Here is a 20596-nt window from a genome sequence, read left to right as displayed (position 1 = left end):
TTTTATGCAGTCTAAGTTCACTTTTATAAGTGGGCTTTAGGCAAGCGTTAGCGACGCGAGTTCGAGGCATGACGTGAGCGAGTTCCTGAGCATAGTTTTCTATGTGATGGAACGAGTAAGCGGCATAACGAAGAAATCGCTAAGCTAAGGCTGCATAAAACACACTTCTTGGGGTTGTATGGTTAAGTGACTAAGCGTACACGGTGGATGCCTTGGCAGTCAGAGGCGATGAAGGACGTGCTAACCTGCGTTAAGTACGGATGAGCTGGTAAGAAGCGCTTGAGTCCGTAATATCCGAATGGGGAAACCCACTGCACTCAGTGCAGTATCGTAACGTGAATACATAGCGTTGCGAGGCGAACCGGGAGAACTGAAACATCTAAGTACCCCGAGGAACAGAAATCAACCGAGATCCCCCTAGTAGCGGCGAGCGAACGGGGGCCAGCCCTTAAGCTGTGTGTGGTGTAGTGGAATGGTCCTGGAAAGACCAGCCGTAGTGGGTGATAGCCCCGTACACCAAATGCCACTTACAGTGAAATCGAGTAGGACGGGACACGTGATATCCTGTTTGAATATGGGGGGACCATCCTCCAAGGCTAAATACTCCTGACTGACCGATAGTGAACCAGTACCGTGAGGGAAAGGCGAAAAGAACCCCTGTGAGGGGAGTGAAATAGAACCTGAAACCGTGTACGTACAAGCAGTGGAAGCCCACTTGTTGGGTGACTGCGTACCTTTTGTATAATGGGTCAGCGACTTACTTTTAGTAGCAAGGTTAACCGTATAGGGGAGCCGTAGGGAAACCGAGTCTTAACTGGGCGAATAGTTGCTAGGAGTAGACCCGAAACCCGGTGATCTAGCCATGAGCAGGTTGAAGGTTGAGTAACATCAACTGGAGGACCGAACCCACTAATGTTGCAAAATTAGGGGATGACTTGTGGTTGGGGGTGAAAGGCCAATCAAACCGGGAGATAGCTGGTTCTCCCCGAAATCTATTTAGGTAGAGCCTCGGACGAATACTTGCGGGGGTAGAGCACTGTTTAGGCTAGGGGGTCATCCCGACTTACCAACCCTATGCAAACTCCGAATACCGCAAAGTACTATCCGGGAGACACACGGTGGGTGCTAACGTCCATCGTGAAGAGGGAAACAACCCAGACCGCCGGCTAAGGTCCCAAAGTCATAGTTAAGTGGGAAACGAAGTGGGAAGGCTCAGACAGCCAGGATGTTGGCTTAGAAGCAGCCATCATTTAAAGAAAGCGTAATAGCTCACTGGTCGAGTCGGCCTGCGCGGAAGATGTAACGGGGCTAAACTATGCACCGAAGCCGCGGATGCGCTCTTTATTGAGTGCGTGGTAGGGGAGCGTTCTGTAAGTCTGCGAAGGTGTGTTGTGAAGCATGCTGGAGATATCAGAAGTGCGAATGCTGACATGAGTAACGATAATGGGGGTGAAAAACCTCCACGCCAAAAGACCAAGGGTTCCTGTCCAACGTTAATCGGGGCAGGGTGAGTCGACCCCTAAGGCGAGGCCGAAAGGCGTAGTCGATGGGAAACGGGTTAATATTCCCGTACTGACGTGCATTGCGATGGGGGGACGGAGAAGGCTAAATGGGCCAGGCGTTGGTTGTCCTGGTGAAAGGGTGTAGGCAGGGTGTTTAGGTAAATCCGGACGCTCAATGCTGAGACCTGAGACGAAATCGCTACGGCGGTGAAGTCATTGATGCCCCGCTTCCAGGAAAAGCCTCTAAGCTTCAGATGCACGTGAATCGTACCCCAAACCGACACAGGTGGTCGGGTAGAGAATACTAAGGCGCTTGAGAGAACTCGGGTGAAGGAACTAGGCAAAATAGTACCGTAACTTCGGGAGAAGGTACGCTGAAACAGGTGAAATCCTTTACGGATGGAGCTTGGGTCAGCCGCAGTGACCAGGTGGCTGGAACTGTTTATCAAAAACACAGCACTGTGCAAACTCGCAAGAGGACGTATACGGTGTGACACCTGCCCGGTGCTGGAAGGTTAAATGATGGGGTTAGCCTTCGGGTGACGCTCTTGATTGAAGCCCCAGTAAACGGCGGCCGTAACTATAACGGTCCTAAGGTAGCGAAATTCCTTGTCGGGTAAGTTCCGACCTGCACGAATGGTGTAATCATGGCCACGCTGTCTCCACCCGAGACTCAGTGAAATTGAATTTGCGGTGAAGATGCCGTATACCCGCGGCTAGACGGAAAGACCCCGTGAACCTTTACTATAGCTTGGCACTGAACATTGGCCCTACATGTGTAGGATAGGTGGGAGGCTGTGAAACCATGACGCCAGTCGTGGTGGAGCCATCCTTGAAATACCACCCTTGTATGTCTGATGTTCTAACGTTGGCCCCTTATCGGGGTTGCGGACAGTGCCTGGTGGGTAGTTTGACTGGGGCGGTCTCCTCCTAAAGAGTAACGGAGGAGCACGAAGGTTGGCTAAGTACGGTCGGACATCGTACGGTTAGTGCAATGGCATAAGCCAGCTTAACTGCGAGACGGACAGGTCGAGCAGATACGAAAGTAGGTCATAGTGATCCGGTGGTTCTGTATGGAAGGGCCATCGCTCAACGGATAAAAGGTACTCCGGGGATAACAGGCTGATACCGCCCAAGAGTTCATATCGACGGCGGTGTTTGGCACCTCGATGTCGGCTCATCACATCCTGGGGCTGAAGTCGGTCCCAAGGGTATGGCTGTTCGCCATTTAAAGTGGTACGCGAGCTGGGTTCAGAACGTCGTGAGACAGTTCGGTCCCTATCTGCCGTGGGCGTTGGATGATTGAGAGGAGCTGCTCCTAGTACGAGAGGACCGGAGTGGACGAACCCCTGGTGTTCGGGTTGTATCGCCAGATGCATTGCCCGGTAGCTACGTTCGGAATCGATAACCGCTGAAAGCATCTAAGCGGGAAGCGAGCCTCAAGATGAGTCATCCCTAGGGCTTTACGCCCTCTGAAGGGCCGTTGGAGACGACAACGTTGATAGGTTGGGTGTGTAAGCGCTGCGAGGCGTTGAGCTAACCAATACTAATGACCCGTGCGGCTTAACCATACAACACCCAAGAAGTGTGAGACCTTGCGCTCAAGAGCAACAAACAAATTATCCAGTTAACGTACTAACAGTACGATAATAAAAACATCAGTCTTCCAGATACCATTTATGCCTGGCGGCCATAGCGCTGTGGAACCACCTGACTCCATGCCGAACTCAGTAGTGAAACGCAGCCGCGCCGATGATAGTGTGGCAGATGCCATGTGAAAGTAGGTCACTGCCAGGCGCCAATTTAGACCTAAACTATCAAGCTTTGCGGAGTGGTAGTTCAGTTGGTTAGAATACCGGCCTGTCACGCCGGGGGTCGCGGGTTCGAGTCCCGTCCACTCCGCCATTAATCTTAAAAACCCAGCAGAAATGCTGGGTTTTTTCGTTTAATGGCTCCGTGGACTAACTGGATGAGGTCGCTATGCTCCTACCTTTAAATGCGGTGCATTTACCACCCCGCTATTATTACTCAGAAAAGCCATCCGAAAGGGTGGTTTTTTTGTTTTAAGCGCGCTGCGGTCTCTGGGCCGCGGCACGGGCCTGCGTCAATTTAGGTTAATTGCTTACCAAGATGGATGTAAATGTTACTTAGCTTCATCCTCGTAACTAATAGTACAGGGTAATCTTCCTTGTCCACCGTCAACAGATACTGAAAGTAAGGATTTAGTTACTAAAATATGCCAAAGCAATGTTGGTATCACGACAGTCTTGGGCATTGAGTCATTTTTTTGTTAAAACTGAGGTAGCGAATATGTCATCATAGCGGGGTTAGCAGTAAGAAAGGCTAGTCAGTATCGCCAAATAAAACTATTCAACTCGAGTACTATTGTTCATGATTTCTAAGTTAATTAAAGCCTGTGCTATGGCCTTCTGCCTCTTAGTTGGGTATGGCAACTTTGGCGCTAATTACGCCGCCGCTCATTATGACGCAGTTGCTTCAGACCTCTCTCCTCAACAAGAATTAGCAGCAGGTAGCGCCTTATTGGTGGATTTAAATACTGATGAAGTTCTCTATGCTAGTAATGAGCATGTTGTAGCTCCCATCGCTTCGATAACTAAATTAATGACCGCCATGGTTGTTCTTGATGCCCAGCAAGCTCTTGATGAAAAGCTCTCTATTGTGATCAATGATACCGTTGAGATGGAAGGCGTTTTTTCGCGGGTGCGCCTTAACAGCCAGCTCAGTCGCCACGACTTATTGCTAATTATGTTAATGGCGTCGGAAAATCGTGCGGCCACCAGCTTAGCTCATCATTATGCGGGTGGGTATATGGCGTTTATTCAGGCGATGAATAATAAAGCGCATGCTCTAGGTATGCAGCATAGCGGTTTTGTTGAACCGACAGGGCTTTCTGAGAAAAATGTCTCTAGCGCTCACGATCTCGTTTTGCTACTTAGAGCAGCACAAGATTATCCCTTGATCCGCCAGTTCAGCACCACAGATGAAAAAACAGTAGCCTTTACCCACCCTAATTACACGCTAGGCTTTCGTAATACTAACGCTTTGGTACGTAGTGATAAGTGGCAGGTTCAGTTAAGTAAAACCGGCTTCACTAACAGTGCAGGGCATTGTTTGGTGATGAACACAGAAATGAATCAGCGGCCAGTGGCATTTGTGGTGTTGGATGCTTTTGGTAAATATACCCACATGGCTGACGCCAATCGTCTAAAAAAATGGTTAGAAACTGGGGTGATAACCCCAGTACCGGCTGCAGCACTCGATTATAAAAACGCTAAACAACAGCAACGCCAGCAGCAAACTTTAGCTCTTCAATAGACCCTTAGCCGTTATATTAGGCTAACCTGCGTTTGTATAGAGACAGTGATTAATTGTGGGCGGCGTCTGACATAAAATTTTGGCAGTTCTTTATCGGGTAAAACAGCTAGCCTAGCGTTGCAAACAGCGCTTTAGAGATACGCGAGTGATTAATAACCGACACCCCTTGTTCTTTATAAACTCGGCCTAATAGATTAAATGAGGGCACAATACGCTCCTTGGTGACTTCATCTAGCTTGGTCGGTGCGCTGTTTTCAGGGTGTTCATAAAATCGTGGTTGATGATTGTTGAGCAAATCAATGCCATAAAGATGGATCACGCTAGCACTGCGGGCAAATGCTAGCTGGGTAGCGACGTAGGCCACGGTACCGGCTTCGACAAAGCCATGACTAATATTTAATGACACACCAATGGGAGCGGGCTGATATCTGTTAATGATGACAAAATTACTATCGTCTGAAAAACAGGATAATGACTCATTCTTATTGAGCCATTGATAGCTGGCGGGAAGTTTACTGTCTAAAGCGTGATTAGACTTAACGCCCCAGGGTCGATTCACAGGATACAAGATGCGCATGGCATCATGGTAGTGGAGCATGATTTCAGGATGGTGGAACGCTATGGCTTCAAGTACTGCTAAGGTGGCGTATAACGGCTGGCCTTTATAATATCTTTGTAAGATCTCTGGTTTATGATGAATAAAGCGCGCATCACTTATAACGTATCCTACTACCTGACTAAAGTTTTGTTGGCCAGTTAAGCTTATGCTGCCATTAACAAAAATAGTGGGACAGTGTTGCAATTCTGCGAGTGAGAGCTCTGCAACTGAGGGGCCAGAGGCAATAATATTGACGGCTTGCTCGGCTAAATGTTGCTCGGGCTCTGTGGCATCAAATGCCTTAAGCGTTACCACTTGGTCGCCCACCTTAATGGCCACGGTTTTAGGTAGTTGAATATTTAGCGACATAGTAAATTCCGCATTAATCTCACTAGAGTAAAGATGAAGTCGTGCTGGCTGGCACTAAAGTTAGCGTAATAGTTAAAATTTATCACTCGCTAAAAACCTTAGCCCATATCAACCTAGGGCACAAATGGAATGCCTTTTAAAAGTAAGATGAAGAGCAGTAAGCTTACTTTTTTTATAAGTCGCCTGTCTTAGCTATTATTTCTTCTCTGTTGTGAACTCCACTTTCTTATAGCCTGCGATATTTATTTACTTTATGCAGAATTTTACTAACAATTTTGACTTAAAAATATCATAAGCTAATGATTTGTAAAAAATTATATTAACACTAGTGTATTAAACACGTGTTTGTTTGCAAGGATAGATAACTCAGCTAGCCTTAATGGGCAGCATATAAAGTAAGCAATATGGGCGTAAATGATCAAGAAGGAGCTAAGACTATCTTATGGAGGACACCATGTTAGCCAGAGAAAGGAGGTATACCTTATTGAGCGGCGCTGATTTTTACGTCAACGTCAAAGTTCATCCTTGTTGTACTATTGAGATTGATATCCCCGAGCAAAGGCAATATTTTCGTCCTACCCTTGAGCAATTGCATTTTAAATTAACCAGCCAAGGTATGCAGTTAGTGATTGATCAGCATGAGGAAGAGCTGCAGAAAGAGCTGCATTTTTCTCGTGAGGATGCCATGGCACTGTGCAAGATGATCAATGAGGTAGTAGAAGAGCATGAAGATTTGATGTCGTCGTTATGTTAAATTATAAATGACATCACAATGAGTAGAACATAAAATTGTTTTTCCCCCTTATACCGCGTACAAAAAGGCGCCTGTAATGTCGGCGCCTTTACTTATTTTCCTCTTTTATTTAGCTGTATTACTTAATTAAATAATACAGTCAATAAAGTATTCGGTGCGACCTTGGTGCTCTTCTGCTACTAACCCATGGATGTAAGTCTCAAAGCCTGGGAAGCGATTATTAAACTCTCTCGCAAACTTTAAGTAGCTAATAATAGTGTCGTTAAACACTTCACCAGGGATGAGTAGCGGGATCCCAGGCGGATAGGGGGCCACCATCACCGAAGTGATGCGCCCAGATAATTGATCAATGGGCACCCGCTCTACCTTCTTATGCGCCATTTTAGCAAAAGCATCCGCGGGTCTCATGGCAGGGATTAAGTCTGATAAATACATTTCAGTAGTAAGCTTGGCGACGTTATTTTCTTTATAAATTTGATGTATTTGATCGCACAGATCACGTAAGCCTACCCGCTCGTAGCTTGGGTTACTTTGAATGAACTTAGGTAAGACTTTCCACAAGGGCACGTTATTGTCGTAATCATCTTTAAATTGCTGAAGTTCAGTCACCATGCTGTTCCAGCGGCCCTTGGTAATACCGATAGTAAACATAATGAAGAAAGAATAAAGCCCCGTTTTTTCAATAACAATTCCGTGCTCAGCCAGATATTTAGTAACCACCACCGCTGGCATCCCACTCTCTGAGAAGTTGCCATCCATGTTTAAGCCAGGTGTTAGAATGGTGGCTTTTATGGGGTCTAATAAGTTAAAGCCAGACTCTACATCACCAAAGCCATGCCAACTTTCACCCGCGTGTAAAGTCCAGGCATCGCGCTCATCTAGACCATCGTCTGTTAAATCATCAGGGCCCCAGACCTTAAACCACCAATCACTGCCATACTCATCACCCACTTTGCGCATCGCTCGCCTAAATTCTAAGGCTTCAGATAGTGACTCTTCTACTAAAGCTGTCCCTCCTGGTGCTTCCATCATGGCGGCTGCCACATCACAGGAGGCGATAATGGCGTACTGAGGGCTAGTAGAGGTGTGCATTAAATAGGCTTCATTAAACACATCACGGTCGAGGCGGTTATTAATGCCATCTTGAACTAAAATTTGCGATGCTTGAGATAAGCCTGCCAACATTTTATGAGTTGATTGGGTGGAGAAAATCATCGACTCTTCACAGCGCGGACGATGCTCTCCTATGGCGTGGTAATCACCATAAAAGTCGTGAAACGCAGCATGGGGGATCCAAGCTTCATCAAAGTGCAGCGTTTCTATTTCTCCATCGAGTAAGTTTTTAATTTCCTCGACGTTATATAAGATGCCGTCATAGGTCGATTGGGTAATGGTGAGTACGCGCGGCTTAAGAGTGGGATCTTTTTCTAATAATTCTCGGCAAAAAGGGTTTGCTAGCATTTTTTCACGAATGCGCGCCGGCTCAAACTCACTGCGGGGGATGGGGCCAATAATGCCGTAATGATTACGCGTAGGCATTAGAAATACGGGTACCGCGCCCGTCATCATAATGGCGTGTAAAATTGACTTATGACAGTTGCGATCCACCACCACGATATCGCCTGGCGCCACAGTAGAGTGCCACACAATTTTATTGGAGGTAGAGGTGCCATTAGTCACAAAATATAAGTGATCGGCATTAAAAATACGCGCAGCATTGCGCTCACTGGCGGCCACCGGACCGGTGTGATCCAAGAGCTGGCCTAGTTCATCTACCGAATTACACACATCGGCTCGCAGCATGTTTTCCCCAAAAAACTGGTGAAACATTTGGCCTACAGGGGATTTTAAAAAGGCGACGCCGCCAGAATGCCCCGGACAGTGCCAAGAGTAAGAGCCATCTTGAGCATAATGGGTGAGGGCACGAAAGAAGGGCGGCGCTAAGGTATCTAAATAACTTTTTGCTTCGCGAATAATATGGCGCGCCACAAAGTCTGGCGTATCTTCGTGCATATGAATAAAGCCATGCAGCTCTCGCAAGATGGCATTAGGAATGTGGCGTGCGGTGCGCGTTTCGCCGTAAAGGTAAATAGGAATGTCGGGATTGCGGTGGCGAATTTGCTCAACAAAGCGATGCAACTGATCTAATACTTGTTCGGCCTCTTCTTTACTGCCAGCCAGCTCTTCATCATCGATAGACAATACAAAGCCAGCAGCACGACTTTGCTGTTGGGCAAATGAGGTTAAATCGCCGTAACTGGTATAACCCACAACATCCATCCCCGACTTTTCGATGGCCGCCGCTAGCTCTCTAATACCAGAGCCACTGGTGTTTTCGCTACGAAAGTCTTCATCTATGATGATGATGGGAAAATAAAATTGCATCGCGTTTCCTTGAATTAACGGTGTCGATTAAGAGGAAGCGATAAAAATCAGCGCCACCTCAGGCCGAATATAAAACGGTTATCACGGCTCGCCACTCGAGCACGGTAACTGGCTATTCTACTGCTTAGTTAGCAAGCTGACAAAACTGCGAGCTGAGTATTTGTAACTAAAGTCAGAAAGTGAGGTGATAGACAGGTCTTAGGCTAGAAATATCACCTAGCTAGAGGCACACTGGCCTTACTCTGTGCTATTTAAAAGATTATTCCTCATGAGAGACGTCTTTAAGGCCCTTACCATATTGCTGGTGGTGGCGACTTTTACTGGCTGCGCCACTGCACCACCGCGCCAACCAGAAAATATTTGTGCTATTTTTAAAGAGCATAAAAGCTGGCATAAAGCGGTTAAAAAATCCCAAAAAAAATGGGGAGTACCGCCCCATGTGACCATGGCTATTATGTATCAAGAAAGCAGCTTTATTCATAATGCTCAGCCGCCAATGCGCTATTTTCTCTTTATTCCTTATGGACGCGCCTCCGATGCCTATGGCTATGCGCAAGCTAAAAAAGCCACTTGGGCAGATTATCAAAAAGAAAGTGGTAATAGCTGGGCCAGTCGTAGCAACTTTGGCGATGCAGTAGATTTTATGGGCTGGTATATGAATAAAACCAGTCGTATCAATGGCGTATCTAAATGGGATGCTTATAACCAGTATTTAAATTATCACGATGGCTGGGGAGGCTATCGCCGCGGTACTCATAATCAAAAAGGCTGGTTATTAAAGGTGTCTCGTATTGTAGAGGCGCGTGCTAAGCGCTATTCAGAACAATATTGGCAGTGCAAAGATAATTTAAATCGAGGTTGGTTTGGTTAGTTTTTTACTCTTAAAATAATCAACGCCGCCTGCTATAGGGCGCTGAAAGTAAAAGGTACTTAAGTAAGCTTTGCTGCCTGCGCAAGATAATTATCCATGACCGCTTTTGGCACCATGCCGCCACCCGTTGCCCAAACCAAGTGATGCGCTTTTGCCAGTCGCTCTGGCGTAAGCCCTAAGCGCTGCAAATAGCCTTCATCTTGGACTACCCGCCATGGGCCTGGCATACCGGCTAGGGCTGAGGGCTCAAGGTGGATATTTTCTTGCTCGGCCAGTAAGCCTAGCAAAGTCAGCATCTCTTCATCACTTAAGGTATAAAAGCCATCGAGCATAGGCGACATTAAGCGCGCCACAAAACCCGATGAGCGTCCCACCGCAAGACCGTCTGCAGTCGTGATATTATTAATCCCTAAATCTTGTACTGATACATGGTCATGTAAGCCGCTATATACGCCCAGTAGCATACAAGGCGAGTGGGTAGGCTCGGCAAAGATGCAATGCACAGCATCGCCAAAAATTAGCTTTAGACCAAAGGCTACGCCACCTGGCCCACCTCCCACGCCACAAGGCAGATAAACAAATAAGGGATTAGCGCGATCGATAGTGATGCCTGCTTGTTCAAACTGGACTTTTAAACGCTCTGCCGCCACTGCATAGCCTAAAAAAAGCTGCACCGAATTTTCATCATCCACAAAATGACAATGGGCGTCTTCACTGGCTTCGAGGCGCCCTTGAGCGACGGCCGCCGAGTAATCACTCTCATATTCAATCACTTCTACGCCTTGGGCGCGTAATAAGTCTTTTTTCCACGGCTGGGCATCGGCTGACATATGCACACTAGTTTGAAAGCCAAGCTTGGCGCCTATAATGCCGATGGATAATCCTAAGTTACCGGTAGAGCCTACGGCGATTCGGTATTGGCTAAAAAGCTGGCGAAACGGTTCACTGTTAAACTGAGCATAGTTATCTGAGCGTTGTAATAGTCCCGCTTTTAAGGCGAGCTTTTCAGCGTGTTGCAATACTTCATAAATGCCGCCGCGTGCCTTAATGGAGCCTGAAATAGGCAATAAATTATCCATTTTTAACCACAGCTCTCCGGGCAAGCTTTGCTGGTAGCGACTCTCTAGAGCTTGCTGCATCTGAGGGATGGCTTTAATGGGGGAGTCTAAATAACCTTGACTGACAGCAGTTTCAGGAAAGGCCACTTTAAAATAGGCAGCAAAGCGAGTGAGGCGAAGACTGGCGTCTTGCACATCTTCGGCAGTCAGTCCTACCATGGCGAGGGCTTGTTCTGCTGGTTGGCGCTCAGGATTAAACCAGCTTACTGGATTTAGGGCGATCAACTCATCTAATAAGGGGTGGGTTTGACAGAGCTCACGAATGGCTTCTGGTGAATAGCGTAATGGATTATTCATGTGTGAGTCCTGAAAAATAAGCTTAAGATGAGCCGAACACACCGCAGTATACCAGTCTATTAATTAAAGTGCGGCCACCAAACAAAGCGCAGGCCTAAAAGGCCTGCGCTTTGAAGTTTAGCATAGCTGTTTTACTGTTATTTTTTAGCTTTTTGCTCAGTAAAATATAACTTAGTGAGCTTAAATACCACTGGGCTGAGTAAGGCCAGCGCAATCAAGTTAGGAATAGCCATCATAGCGTTAAGAGTATCGGCTAATAGCCAAATAAACTCTAACGACTGTGTCGCGCCAATGGGCAGCGCTAATACCCATAACACGCGAAATGGTAAAATGGCCTTAACACCAAATAGGAACTGCACGCATTTTTCACCATAAAAACTCCATCCTAAAATGGTAGTAAAGGCAAAGATCGCCAATGCCAGAGAAACTATATATTCTCCGCCAGGTATCGCGGTAGAAAACGCTAACGCCGTGAGAGAGGCGCCGGTTTCACCACTGGTCCAAGTGCCGGTTACTACGATAGCAAGCCCAGTAATAGAGCACACAATAATGGTGTCGATAAAAGTACCCAACATCGCAATTAAGCCTTGGCGTACTGGGTTATCGGTTTTGGCCGCAGCATGGGCGATGGGCGCACTCCCTAACCCCGCTTCGTTAGAAAATACTCCTCGGGCAACCCCAAAACGAATGGCCATCCACACCGCTGCACCGGCAAAGCCCCCTTGGGCGGCGGTGGGGGTAAAGGCATGTTCAAATATAGTGCCAAAGGCGCTAGGTAATGCAGTAGCATTTGCACCTAGTACCACAATGCCTGCCACAAAATAGGCGACTGTCATTAAAGGGACTAATTTACCGGCGACTTCTGAGATCCAGCGAATGCCACCAATGAGTACTAAACCAACCAGCACCATGATAACGATACCGGTCGCGGTGTGAGAAATACCAAATGAGCTGCTGAGCGCGTCGGCCACTGAGTTGGCTTGTACGGTATTACCAATACCAAAGCCGGCTAAGCCACCAAAAATAGCAAAGGCGACGCCTAACCACGCCCATTTTTCTCCTAGGCCGTTTTTAATGTAATACATAGGCCCACCGACGTGGTTACCTAAGTCGTCCTTTTCTCGAAAGTTAACGGCACACACCGCTTCCGCATATTTAGTGGCCATGCCCACTAATGCGGTCATCCACATCCAAAATAAAGCACCCGGCCCCCCTAAAAAGATGGCGGTGGCCACACCGGCAATATTACCGGTGCCGATGGTGGCCGCCAGCGAGGTCATCAAGGCATTAAAAGGTGAGATTTCACCGCTGCCTGCTTCTGCTTTGCTAAATAAAAGTTTAAAGCCAGTCCCGAGTTTTCGAATCGGCATAAAGCCCATTCGTAGCTGTAAGTACAAGCCTAAGCCTAAGATACCGACGAGCATGGGCACACCCCACACTACTCCGTTAATTGCGGTTAATAGATTACTCACCCATTCCATAGCCTGTCCTCACCATATGTTTAACAGAGATTTAACATCAAGTTAGGGGATTAGCCTAATTGAAAAGTTGAAAAGTGCGCGCTAGCTTCATCTTTTGCAGGTAGCGTTAAAAAAGCCTTGCATCAACTTGCGAAGCTGAGCTATGGCAGATTTATAACCGTCAAGACGGTGGTTTTTCGCTATTTTACTCGGCTGTGCGCTGGGGCGCAGCATTTCTGCTAAAAATTGTTGTTGTGAGATTGATAAGGGGCTCACACTTTTATGGTGGGCTGTAAAACGAGCGAGTGCGCCTTGGTCGGCCATTAAGTCTCGGTGATAAAACGCAAAGTCATAAGCACGTTGGCGGTCTAATTCGGCGTTAACGCGCGGTGCGACTACTTGCAGATGGCGATATATTAGGCGCTCAATAGTGGGAAGATAATGCGCTAAATCGTTACTAAATTGCGCTTGCCAGTCGGCTAAAATATCAATAGCGGCCTCAGTGACCGGCCACAGCATCATCACGGCCGGTAATCCACTCACATTATCTTGAGTGTGACCTAAGCGCAGTGGGCGAAAATAATTTTTTTGCCAAAAGGTTAATAGCTCAGGACTAGCACCAAAGCTGGCTCCTAAAAAATCGCCGCTAAGTGGCGTGTTGGGGGTGTTGGCTTGTTGTTGTAGCCAGTGTAATAGCTGACTGCCCAGTCCTTGTTGCTGGCAATGAGGGTGCACAACAATGCGCATTATTCGATGATAGCGAAAATAACAGGCATGTTGAAATCCACCATGAAAAGCTAGCGATTGTGGTAATAAATGCCCTCGAGGGCGGCGCTGGCCGCGCCAAATTTCCTGACTAAGGCGTGGGTCTAGCGCAAAGGCTTGGCTTTGTCCTTCGGTGTTTAATAACGCCACGCCAATGAGGGTCTGTTGGCAAAACATGGCCGCTAGCGATAACTCTGGTGCATCTAATAGATGGCGTAAATCACTGGGACGAGTTTGATAATGGGCTAAGGTGAGCAAGCCAAAGACTTGCTGCAATAACGGCTCATCATCTAGTAGCTCTGCGTTAGTGAGCCAGCGGATATAAGGTGTGCCCGCAGCGGGAGGAGGCAGGGCGCGGGCATTAAGCGCTAATAACTTAAACACTAAAGGCTCAAGAGGATCGTGTGAGCTCCAGCGAGCTGGGATATGCAGTTGGTAGTGGTGAGTGTTAGGAAATAAAGCTAATAACTGCGGTAAAAATTTTAACTGAAATCCCAACCCAGTCCCTTCGTAGCCATGAAGGGTGCTGGAAAAAAAACAACAATATTTAGCGGCTAATTTAAGTAAGAGTGAGACGGGGATAGCCGCTGCTTCATCCACTAATAAGATATCAGCTGCTAATGAGCTTTCCACTAGGGTATCGGGAGCATAAAAGGTAAGTGGGAAGGAGCAATGAGCTTGTACTTGGCAAATGGCGTTTGGGCTGGGGGCGGTGAGTAATACTCGATAGCCGCGCTTTATTAAGCGAGTGGCGGCTAAGCCTAGCAAAGTCGATTTACCGCGCCCTCGGTCAGCAGTAAGAATAAGCGGTGAGCGCTGGCGCGCGGCTATTAATAATCCGGCCAGGCTATCACGTTGCTCGTTATTTAAACAGCTGCTGCGATCGGGGTAGGGTTGCCAAAGCAGAGTGGAGGAAGGCGAAGCCAGATGGGGGAAGGGCTGACCTTGCGCCCAGAGTAAACGATGGCGGTCTTGAGCTAATAACCGAATAAAGCGCGTTAAAAAGCTACTCTTTATAGTCTGCGCTTGCTCAGCTTGAGCCACATAGCGCACCAGATCTGGGTCTTGATACTCAGGCCAGCTCGCTAGCGGCGGACAAAGTAGTATTAATATGCCGCCGGCGCTTATGGTGCCCGCTACTGCGCCCAATGCATCAGGGTGTAGGCCACTAAAAGCATTAAAAATCAGTACCGGATATTCTTGACCCAGCACCATCTTAAACTTGCTTATAGCCAGCGCGTTAATGTTGGTAGGCGCTGTGCCTAACCAAAGGCTCTCAGTAATAGATGCACTTAAGGCGTGGGCTTGGCTGATCGCCCAGTGTTGCTCTCCAGAGAGGATGAATAATCGCCGCTCGCCACTTAAGCACAAATGCTGGCGCCACTTGTGCCACTGTTGCCTTAGCTCGGGGGTAAGGTAGGCGTCAACTTGCGAATGATACAGTGGCTTAGGAAAAGAGCGGGCCGGCATGTTCGTTATTACTCATGTTCTTTTAGTTACAAAAACCACCGCTCACCTTATAGCTAGATAGCGTTTATTATTTTTTAACACTTAAAATAATATCTGTACCTAAGGTGACGGCACCGCTAGCGTGGCTAAGCGCTTTCACCGCGTCCATATTAGAGATAATAATGGAGGTTAACGTAGACTTGGCTTTGGCTTCTAATAAACTTAAATCAAATTCGATAATGACATCACCGGTACTCACTCTTTGCCCTTGTTGGGCAATACGAGTAAAACCTTCGCCTTTTAGCTCCACGGTATCTACCCCAAAGTGCACAAACACCTCAAGGCCGGCATCACTGTCTATCGCAAAAGCTTGGTTGTGCTCAAATATTTTGCTGAGCACCCCATCGCACGGTGCCACCATCTTATTACCGCTTGGCTTAATCGCCAGTCCATCGCCGATAATTTTTTCGGCAAACACCACATCTGGCACTTCTGCTAAGGGGACGACTTCACCAGATAAAGGGGCTAGTAGCACCAGATCCACTACCTTGGCGGACTCATCAACTACCATTCTTTTTAGCTTATTGAACAGACTCATGTAGTGGCTCCCTGCACGTTGAAGCCAGAATGATAACAGACCCACTTAGGGAAAAGAAAAAAGCGTGAATAAAGAATAAAAAACGGCGCCCTCTTGTAGTCAAGAAGGCGCCGTACTGGCATTAACACCGAGCTTTAAAAAAGCGCGGCCTTATTAGGCAGGTTGTTCTTGTTCGGTGAAAATACCTTGAAACAACACAGTACTTAAGTAACGCTCACCTGAACTTGGCAAGATCACGACTATGGTCTTGTTAGCAAATTCGGGTAGCTCGGCTAAACGATTAGCGGCGACCACGGCGGCGCCAGAGCTAAAGCCGGCCAAAATACCTTCGTCTTTCATCAAGCGGCGCGCCATCTCAATGGCATCTTCGCTATTCACTTGCTCTACGCGATCAATTAAAGACAAGTCTAAGTTACCCGGTATAAAACCTGCTCCTATGCCTTGAATTTTATGCGGGCCCGGTGTGAGCGGCTCGCCGGCCAGAGCTTGGGCAATGACGGGGGACTCAGTAGGTTCTACAGCAACCACAGTCACAGCCTTGCCCTTAGTGTTTTTAAGGTAACGTGCTACACCTGTTAAGGTACCACCGGTGCCGACCCCAGATACAAAGACATCTACGTCACCGTCTGTGGCATCCCAAATTTCTGGACCTGTGGTTTTTTCGTGTATTTCTGGGTTAGCAGGGTTATTAAACTGCTGCAATAACACAAATTTTTCAGGGGCGCTGTCTCTAAGCTCCATGGCTTTTTCAATGGCACCTTTCATGCCTTGTGCGCCTTCGGTAAGCACAATGTTAGCGCCGAGCGCTTTTAATAGCTGACGACGCTCCATGCTCATGGTATTTGGCATGGTGAGCGTAATAGGATAGCCACGAGAGGCTGCCACAAATGCCAGTGCGATACCGGTATTGCCACTGGTTGGCTCAATCAGCTCTTTACCAGGGACCAGTTCACCGCGCTTTTCGGCATCCCAAATCATATTGGCGCCAATACGGCACTTTACGCTAAAGCTTGGGTTGCGGCTCTCAACTTTCGCCAATACACGGCCTTTGCTCACGCGATTCAATCGTACCAAAGGAGTATTGCCAATGGTCAGCGAGTTATCTTCAAAAATTTTGCTCATGGGGCTGTTCCTATCGTTCGCTAAAGTTAGTGCGCTAACATCATCATTATTGATATACAACCAGCTTACTCATTCTATTTAGAATGAGAAGTGACAAATTAGAATGAGAAGTAGCAAATTGTTATAACCATATGTTATTGGATAGGCAAATCATATGCATTTATAGCAGGTAGGGAAAGGCGAGAATATCTAGCGCCTGATGGATTAGTTTGCTATCAAGCAGTGTAGAAGCAAGATATTCGTGCGTAACTAGTAGATAATCGCCGTAATCAATGCCAGTTAGCAATGCAATTTAAGAATGGGCGGACAGATATGATAGTGGTTAAGCGGATAACAAAACGCAATATCGTGATGAGCTTATGGTTAGTCCTTGGGCTGACGCTAGCGCCTGCTCACGCTCAAAACTGGCAAGATGAACCTGAAGTAAGGCAACAGCTCCATCAATTAGGATTAGAGCTGGCTTTAGCAGATGTGCATCCGCAAATAACTCAGTGGTGGCAACAGGCCACTACGCCCAGTACTGCGTCTGAGCAAGCTGATGATCGCTTATTGCTGGGCTTACAAAGCTTTTGGCGCCAATGGGCTAAATTATCGTTTAATGATCGCCAATACTTACGCACTCGCCAGCTCCCTTTAATCATATCAGACATTGATGAAGCTAATTTGCACTCGGCAAAGGCTTTAGGTGAGCGCAGTCAATTAGTGCAGCGCTTAACGCCTGGCTATGGTGATCATGAGCAGTTAGTAGCGCAGCTAACCCGACTGTTGGCGTTAACTGAACAGGCGTGGCCTTCTTTGCCAAGAGAGACGTTGCGCCCTAATGACTATCATGCGCAAATCCCCCAAATTCGTGAGCGCTTACAATGGTTAGGTGATATGCCTCAAGGCTCACTTAATGCGATACCTGAGCAAGTACAGCTGGAAGTTGAGCTTGACGCGCTAAGCGTGCCTAGCACGGTAGAGCTAACCGAGGAGGCATGGAGTGAGCCCCATAATGAGCTCAGTGAATTAGACTTTGATATAGAAGAGCCAGAGCTGGAATTGCCCAGTCGCTCTCAACTCAGCTCGCCTTTACCAGCTCCCCTGATGCGCGATCCTCAGCGCTATGATGAAGACTTAGCTGCAGGCGTGAAACGCTTTCAAGCGCGCCATGGTTTAACCGTGGATGGCGTGATAGGGGCGCAAACCTATGCTTGGTTAAATACGCCGCCTTTGCAACGCGCCCAGTTATTAATGCGCAGTATGCTGCGCACCTTAATTGGCGATGACTTACCCAGCTCCTATATGCTGGTTAATATTCCAGAGTACCATTTGCGACTTTATCAAAATCAAGCTTTAGTGTTTGAGAGCAATGTGATTGTCGGCCAAAACAAGCGAAAAACGCCCATTATGGCGAGCAAGATCACCAGCGTCGTATTTAATCCACCTTGGAATGTACCGCGCTCTATTATTAATAAAGATATCTTGCCTAAATTGGCTCGAGATCCTTATTACCTCGACCGCCAAGGATTTGAAGTACTCGATAACTCCGGCACCCACATTATTCCTCGTGAAGAATGGCAAACTCGATTTGAAGAAGGCGGCGGTTTTCCTTATCGACTCCGCCAGCGTCCAGGGCGGGGCAATGCACTCGGCGCTTATAAATTTCACTTACCGAATAACGATGCAATTTATCTGCACGACACCCCAGGGCGGGGATTATTTGCGCGTGATAGTCGCGCCTTTAGCTCAGGCTGCGTACGGGTAGAGGGCGCGGAGCAGTTAGCGGATTGGTTATTACATGATCAACTAAGCAGTGCACGCTTAAGCGCGCTTAAAGCTAATCCTGAGACAAAGTGGGTAAAGGTAAAGCAAGCACTGCCGTTATATATGGTGTATTGGCCCGGTTGGTTAGGAGAAAATGGCCAACCGCAGTTTAGAAATGATATCTATGGCTTTGATAATGGCATTACCAGTCCTTTTAAGGCGGGGTAAAGCGCTATCGCTTACTGCTAGGCCTTAAGTGACGAGTAAGTTGGCGTGATCGAAGTAGCAACTTACTCTTTTTAACGCCATAGGTGTTGATTTTTTGGTCTTGTATAGCGTATTTTCTATACAGTTTACCGAGGCGAAGATAAGACTTCGCCCTTAACTTTTAAAGCCCCCTGTAGCACAGCCTTTTGCTGAGCCTGCTTTTTTTGTGTGCAGTCGAGTGATCATCAAGGTCTTCGAGCGTGATTAAGTCCGTAGTTTTAAACAGATTTAACACCATGCAAAATCGGCTAAGCCGCTGTGCGTGCGTCTTGTTTACTCGTGAGTTTAGCACTATGTATGATGTTGAAAAAGAAATGCACGCTCTTAGTATTGCCCATCCTGCCTTACAAAAAAATATCACTCGCCGTCGGTTGCTGGTGGGCTTAGGTGGCTTGAGCGCCATCGCCATGTTACCCATGCCCGCGCTTGCTAGTCGCTCAGCGCCGGTGAGAAAGCTAAATTTGCACAGTATTAATACTGGGGAGCAGGTGAGCGTGAGCTTTTGGGAAGAAGGCCACTACATAAAAGAAGGGTTAAGTACACTAAACCGCGTGATGCGTGATTATAGAGCTCAAGAGCAATTTGATATTGATCCCAAATTATTTGATCAATTATATCTATTACAGCATCGCTTAGGAAAAACCGGCGAAATTCAAGTGATCTCGGGTTATCGCTCTCCTAATACGAATGCGATGTTGCGCCGTACCAGCTCAGGGGTAGCCAAAAAAAGCTATCACATGAAAGGGCAGGCCATTGATTTGCGTATTCCAGGTGTCCCGTTAGCCCAACTACGCCAAGCAGCACTTAATATGAAAGTCGGCGGTGTGGGCTATTACCCCAAGTCTAATTTTGTTCATTTAGACACAGGGCCTGTGCGCAGTTGGGTATAGTGATCCACCCATAAGGCGGTCGCGCCGCAAATGGCGGCGGGAATAATTAATAAATTAATGATTGGTATGCTAGAGCACAGGGCTACACTGGCGCCAAAGCTTAAATTTAATTGGCGCTTTTGTCCTAGCGCTTGGCGCATCACTATAAAATCAATTTTGTGATTATCAAACGGGTAATCACAATATTGAATTGCCATCATCCACGCACTAAATAAAAACCACAATACTGGTGCCAAGGTTTGGCCAATAACGGGAATTAAAAATAGTAATAAGCATCCCAGCGCCCGCGGCAAATAATATCCAATTTTATGGATCTCTCTGGCCATCATGCGGGGCGTATCTTTAAGTAATCCCCACACACTTTCATCGGGCAATGGCTGGCCTGTTAGCTTCATTTCTACCCGTTCAGATAACAAACCATTAAAGGGCGACGCAATTAGATTAGCGACGCTAGTAAATATAAATGAAAACACCACCATGATGGTAATGATGGCTATGGGCCATAATAGGTATCTTAGCCATTGCAAATAGTTGGGCGTCGTTTGTACAAACCAGCCAAAGAGGGTGTCGAGTTGCAAATAAAGCCAATAGAATGCGCCGCCAAAAAGCAGTAAGTTGATGGCGAGAGGTAATAATACAAACAATCGCAAATCAGGCTCTAAAATTAGCGATAAGCCTCTAATTAAATAATGCGGGCCGCGGGCGATGTGAGCAGGCGCAGACATAATAAACTTCCTTAAATCGATAACATGCGGGGGTTCAAGTATAGACACGCGTTTATTATGCCAGAAGCAACGCCACACAGAGGTGATGTTTATTTGACACTCTGCGCTTAAATCCCGTTGAAATTTTATGCGTTTTTGTTGATAAAAGGGCGACTCACGACAAGAGAGGCCGCGCCTAAGCATAAAAAGCCAGCAAATGGCGCTTTTTCTCACATCCTCAGCCAGATGGCGCTTGTCAAACTGAGATGGTAAACATACCCTTGTCATTGTCTTCAATAACATGGCGGCGCAAGATGGTCTATATTCTTGCCACGTCGACATGGCTTAACATAAGCAAAAATATT

Annotated in this window: 13 protein-coding genes, 1 tRNA gene and 2 rRNA genes; 8 read left to right on the top strand and 8 right to left on the bottom strand. The window is 47.2% G+C overall.

Annotated elements, in window-relative coordinates; all coding sequences use genetic code 11:
• Positions 1-180 precede the first annotated feature (180 nt).
• The 4 genes from CBP12_RS07020 (at position 181) to pbpG (ending at position 4838) form a co-directional block, all read left to right on the top strand.
• A 23S ribosomal RNA gene (locus CBP12_RS07020) occupies positions 181-3073 on the top strand.
• Positions 3074-3184: 111 nt separating this feature from the next.
• Positions 3185-3299, top strand: a 5S ribosomal RNA gene (gene rrf, locus CBP12_RS07015).
• 31 nt (positions 3300-3330) lie between these two features.
• Positions 3331-3407, top strand: a tRNA-Asp gene (locus tag CBP12_RS07010).
• A gap of 516 nt (positions 3408-3923) precedes the next feature.
• Positions 3924-4838 (top strand): D-alanyl-D-alanine endopeptidase, encoded by a 915-nt coding sequence (gene pbpG, locus CBP12_RS07005; RefSeq protein ID WP_198341764.1) that lies wholly within the window; start codon positions 3924-3926, stop codon positions 4836-4838.
• A gap of 106 nt (positions 4839-4944) precedes the next feature.
• On the opposite strand, the gene CBP12_RS07000 is transcribed toward pbpG, so the two are convergent.
• A complete protein-coding gene (locus CBP12_RS07000; RefSeq protein WP_086963799.1) occupies positions 4945-5805 on the bottom strand; it encodes a hypothetical protein in 861 nt (286 codons plus the stop codon).
• Between the two features lie 454 nt (positions 5806-6259).
• On the opposite strand from CBP12_RS07000, the gene CBP12_RS06995 reads away from it, so the two are divergent.
• Positions 6260-6559, top strand: coding sequence for a hypothetical protein (locus CBP12_RS06995; protein ID WP_086963798.1), 300 nt, complete (start codon positions 6260-6262; stop codon positions 6557-6559).
• 126 nt (positions 6560-6685) lie between these two features.
• Here CBP12_RS06995 and CBP12_RS06990 read toward each other — a convergent pair whose 3' ends face one another.
• Positions 6686-8944, bottom strand: a complete 2259-nt coding sequence (locus CBP12_RS06990; RefSeq protein WP_086963797.1) for an arginine/lysine/ornithine decarboxylase — start codon at positions 8942-8944, stop codon at positions 6686-6688.
• 268 nt (positions 8945-9212) lie between these two features.
• Between CBP12_RS06990 and CBP12_RS06985 the strand changes: the two genes are divergently transcribed.
• On the top strand, positions 9213-9815 hold the full coding sequence (locus tag CBP12_RS06985) for a transglycosylase SLT domain-containing protein (RefSeq protein WP_086963796.1): 603 nt from the start codon (positions 9213-9215) through the stop codon (positions 9813-9815).
• Positions 9816-9874: 59 nt separating this feature from the next.
• On the opposite strand, the gene CBP12_RS06980 is transcribed toward CBP12_RS06985, so the two are convergent.
• The 5 genes from CBP12_RS06980 to cysK all read right to left on the bottom strand — a co-directional run bounded on the left by CBP12_RS06980 (position 9875) and on the right by cysK (position 16624).
• Positions 9875-11230 (bottom strand): D-serine ammonia-lyase, encoded by a 1356-nt coding sequence (locus tag CBP12_RS06980; RefSeq protein ID WP_086963795.1) that lies wholly within the window; start codon positions 11228-11230, stop codon positions 9875-9877.
• Between the two features lie 137 nt (positions 11231-11367).
• Positions 11368-12711 (bottom strand): alanine/glycine:cation symporter family protein, encoded by a 1344-nt coding sequence (locus CBP12_RS06975; RefSeq protein WP_086963794.1) that lies wholly within the window; start codon positions 12709-12711, stop codon positions 11368-11370.
• An 87-nt stretch (positions 12712-12798) separates the two neighbouring features.
• Entirely contained in the window at positions 12799-14925 is a 2127-nt protein-coding gene (locus tag CBP12_RS06970; protein ID WP_086963793.1) for a tRNA(Met) cytidine acetyltransferase TmcA, read from the bottom strand.
• 67 nt (positions 14926-14992) lie between these two features.
• A complete protein-coding gene (gene crr / locus CBP12_RS06965; protein ID WP_086963792.1) occupies positions 14993-15502 on the bottom strand; it encodes a PTS glucose transporter subunit IIA in 510 nt (169 codons plus the stop codon).
• A gap of 153 nt (positions 15503-15655) precedes the next feature.
• Complete coding sequence (cysK, locus tag CBP12_RS06960; protein ID WP_086963791.1) at positions 15656-16624, bottom strand: cysteine synthase A; 969 nt, start codon at positions 16622-16624, stop codon at positions 15656-15658.
• Positions 16625-16936: 312 nt separating this feature from the next.
• Here cysK and CBP12_RS06955 point away from each other — a divergent pair, with 312 nt between their 5' ends.
• Both CBP12_RS06955 and CBP12_RS06950 read left to right on the top strand, forming a co-directional pair.
• The gene (locus tag CBP12_RS06955; protein WP_232455030.1) at positions 16937-18598 is read left to right on the top strand and encodes a L,D-transpeptidase family protein; all 1662 of its coding nucleotides are present in this window, start codon (positions 16937-16939) and stop codon (positions 18596-18598) included.
• Between the two features lie 353 nt (positions 18599-18951).
• Positions 18952-19527, top strand: coding sequence for a YcbK family protein (locus tag CBP12_RS06950; protein WP_086965440.1), 576 nt, complete (start codon positions 18952-18954; stop codon positions 19525-19527).
• On the opposite strand, the gene cysZ is transcribed toward CBP12_RS06950, so the two are convergent.
• Positions 19491-20252 (bottom strand): sulfate transporter CysZ, encoded by a 762-nt coding sequence (gene cysZ, locus CBP12_RS06945; protein ID WP_086963790.1) that lies wholly within the window; start codon positions 20250-20252, stop codon positions 19491-19493. The genes CBP12_RS06950 and cysZ overlap by 37 nt on opposite strands.
• Between the last annotated feature and the right edge of the window lie 344 nt (positions 20253-20596).

Origin of the sequence: Oceanisphaera avium, assembly GCF_002157875.1 — a bacterium.
GTDB classification, from domain to species: domain Bacteria; phylum Pseudomonadota; class Gammaproteobacteria; order Enterobacterales; family Aeromonadaceae; genus Oceanimonas; species Oceanimonas avium.
The sequence above is the reverse complement of the archived record's forward strand: the minus strand, read 5'-3'. Positions and strand labels throughout refer to the sequence as shown.

What these genes read in the sequence shown, in the direction of transcription:
- pbpG (WP_198341764.1), top strand. Translation starts at nt 3,924, where the DNA reads ATGGCCTTCTGCCTCTTAGTTGGGTATGGCAACTTTGGCGCTAATTAC.
- CBP12_RS07000 (WP_086963799.1), bottom strand. Translation starts at nt 5,805, where the DNA reads ATGTCGCTAAATATTCAACTACCTAAAACCGTGGCCATTAAGGTGGGC.
- CBP12_RS06995 (WP_086963798.1), top strand. Translation starts at nt 6,260, where the DNA reads ATGTTAGCCAGAGAAAGGAGGTATACCTTATTGAGCGGCGCTGATTTT.
- CBP12_RS06990 (WP_086963797.1), bottom strand. Translation starts at nt 8,944, where the DNA reads ATGCAATTTTATTTTCCCATCATCATCATAGATGAAGACTTTCGTAGC.
- CBP12_RS06985 (WP_086963796.1), top strand. Translation starts at nt 9,213, where the DNA reads ATGAGAGACGTCTTTAAGGCCCTTACCATATTGCTGGTGGTGGCGACT.
- CBP12_RS06980 (WP_086963795.1), bottom strand. Translation starts at nt 11,230, where the DNA reads ATGAATAATCCATTACGCTATTCACCAGAAGCCATTCGTGAGCTCTGT.
- CBP12_RS06975 (WP_086963794.1), bottom strand. Translation starts at nt 12,711, where the DNA reads ATGGAATGGGTGAGTAATCTATTAACCGCAATTAACGGAGTAGTGTGG.
- CBP12_RS06970 (WP_086963793.1), bottom strand. Translation starts at nt 14,925, where the DNA reads ATGCCGGCCCGCTCTTTTCCTAAGCCACTGTATCATTCGCAAGTTGAC.
- crr (WP_086963792.1), bottom strand. Translation starts at nt 15,502, where the DNA reads ATGAGTCTGTTCAATAAGCTAAAAAGAATGGTAGTTGATGAGTCCGCC.
- cysK (WP_086963791.1), bottom strand. Translation starts at nt 16,624, where the DNA reads ATGAGCAAAATTTTTGAAGATAACTCGCTGACCATTGGCAATACTCCT.
- CBP12_RS06955 (WP_232455030.1), top strand. Translation starts at nt 16,937, where the DNA reads ATGATAGTGGTTAAGCGGATAACAAAACGCAATATCGTGATGAGCTTA.
- CBP12_RS06950 (WP_086965440.1), top strand. Translation starts at nt 18,952, where the DNA reads ATGCACGCTCTTAGTATTGCCCATCCTGCCTTACAAAAAAATATCACT.
- cysZ (WP_086963790.1), bottom strand. Translation starts at nt 20,252, where the DNA reads ATGTCTGCGCCTGCTCACATCGCCCGCGGCCCGCATTATTTAATTAGA.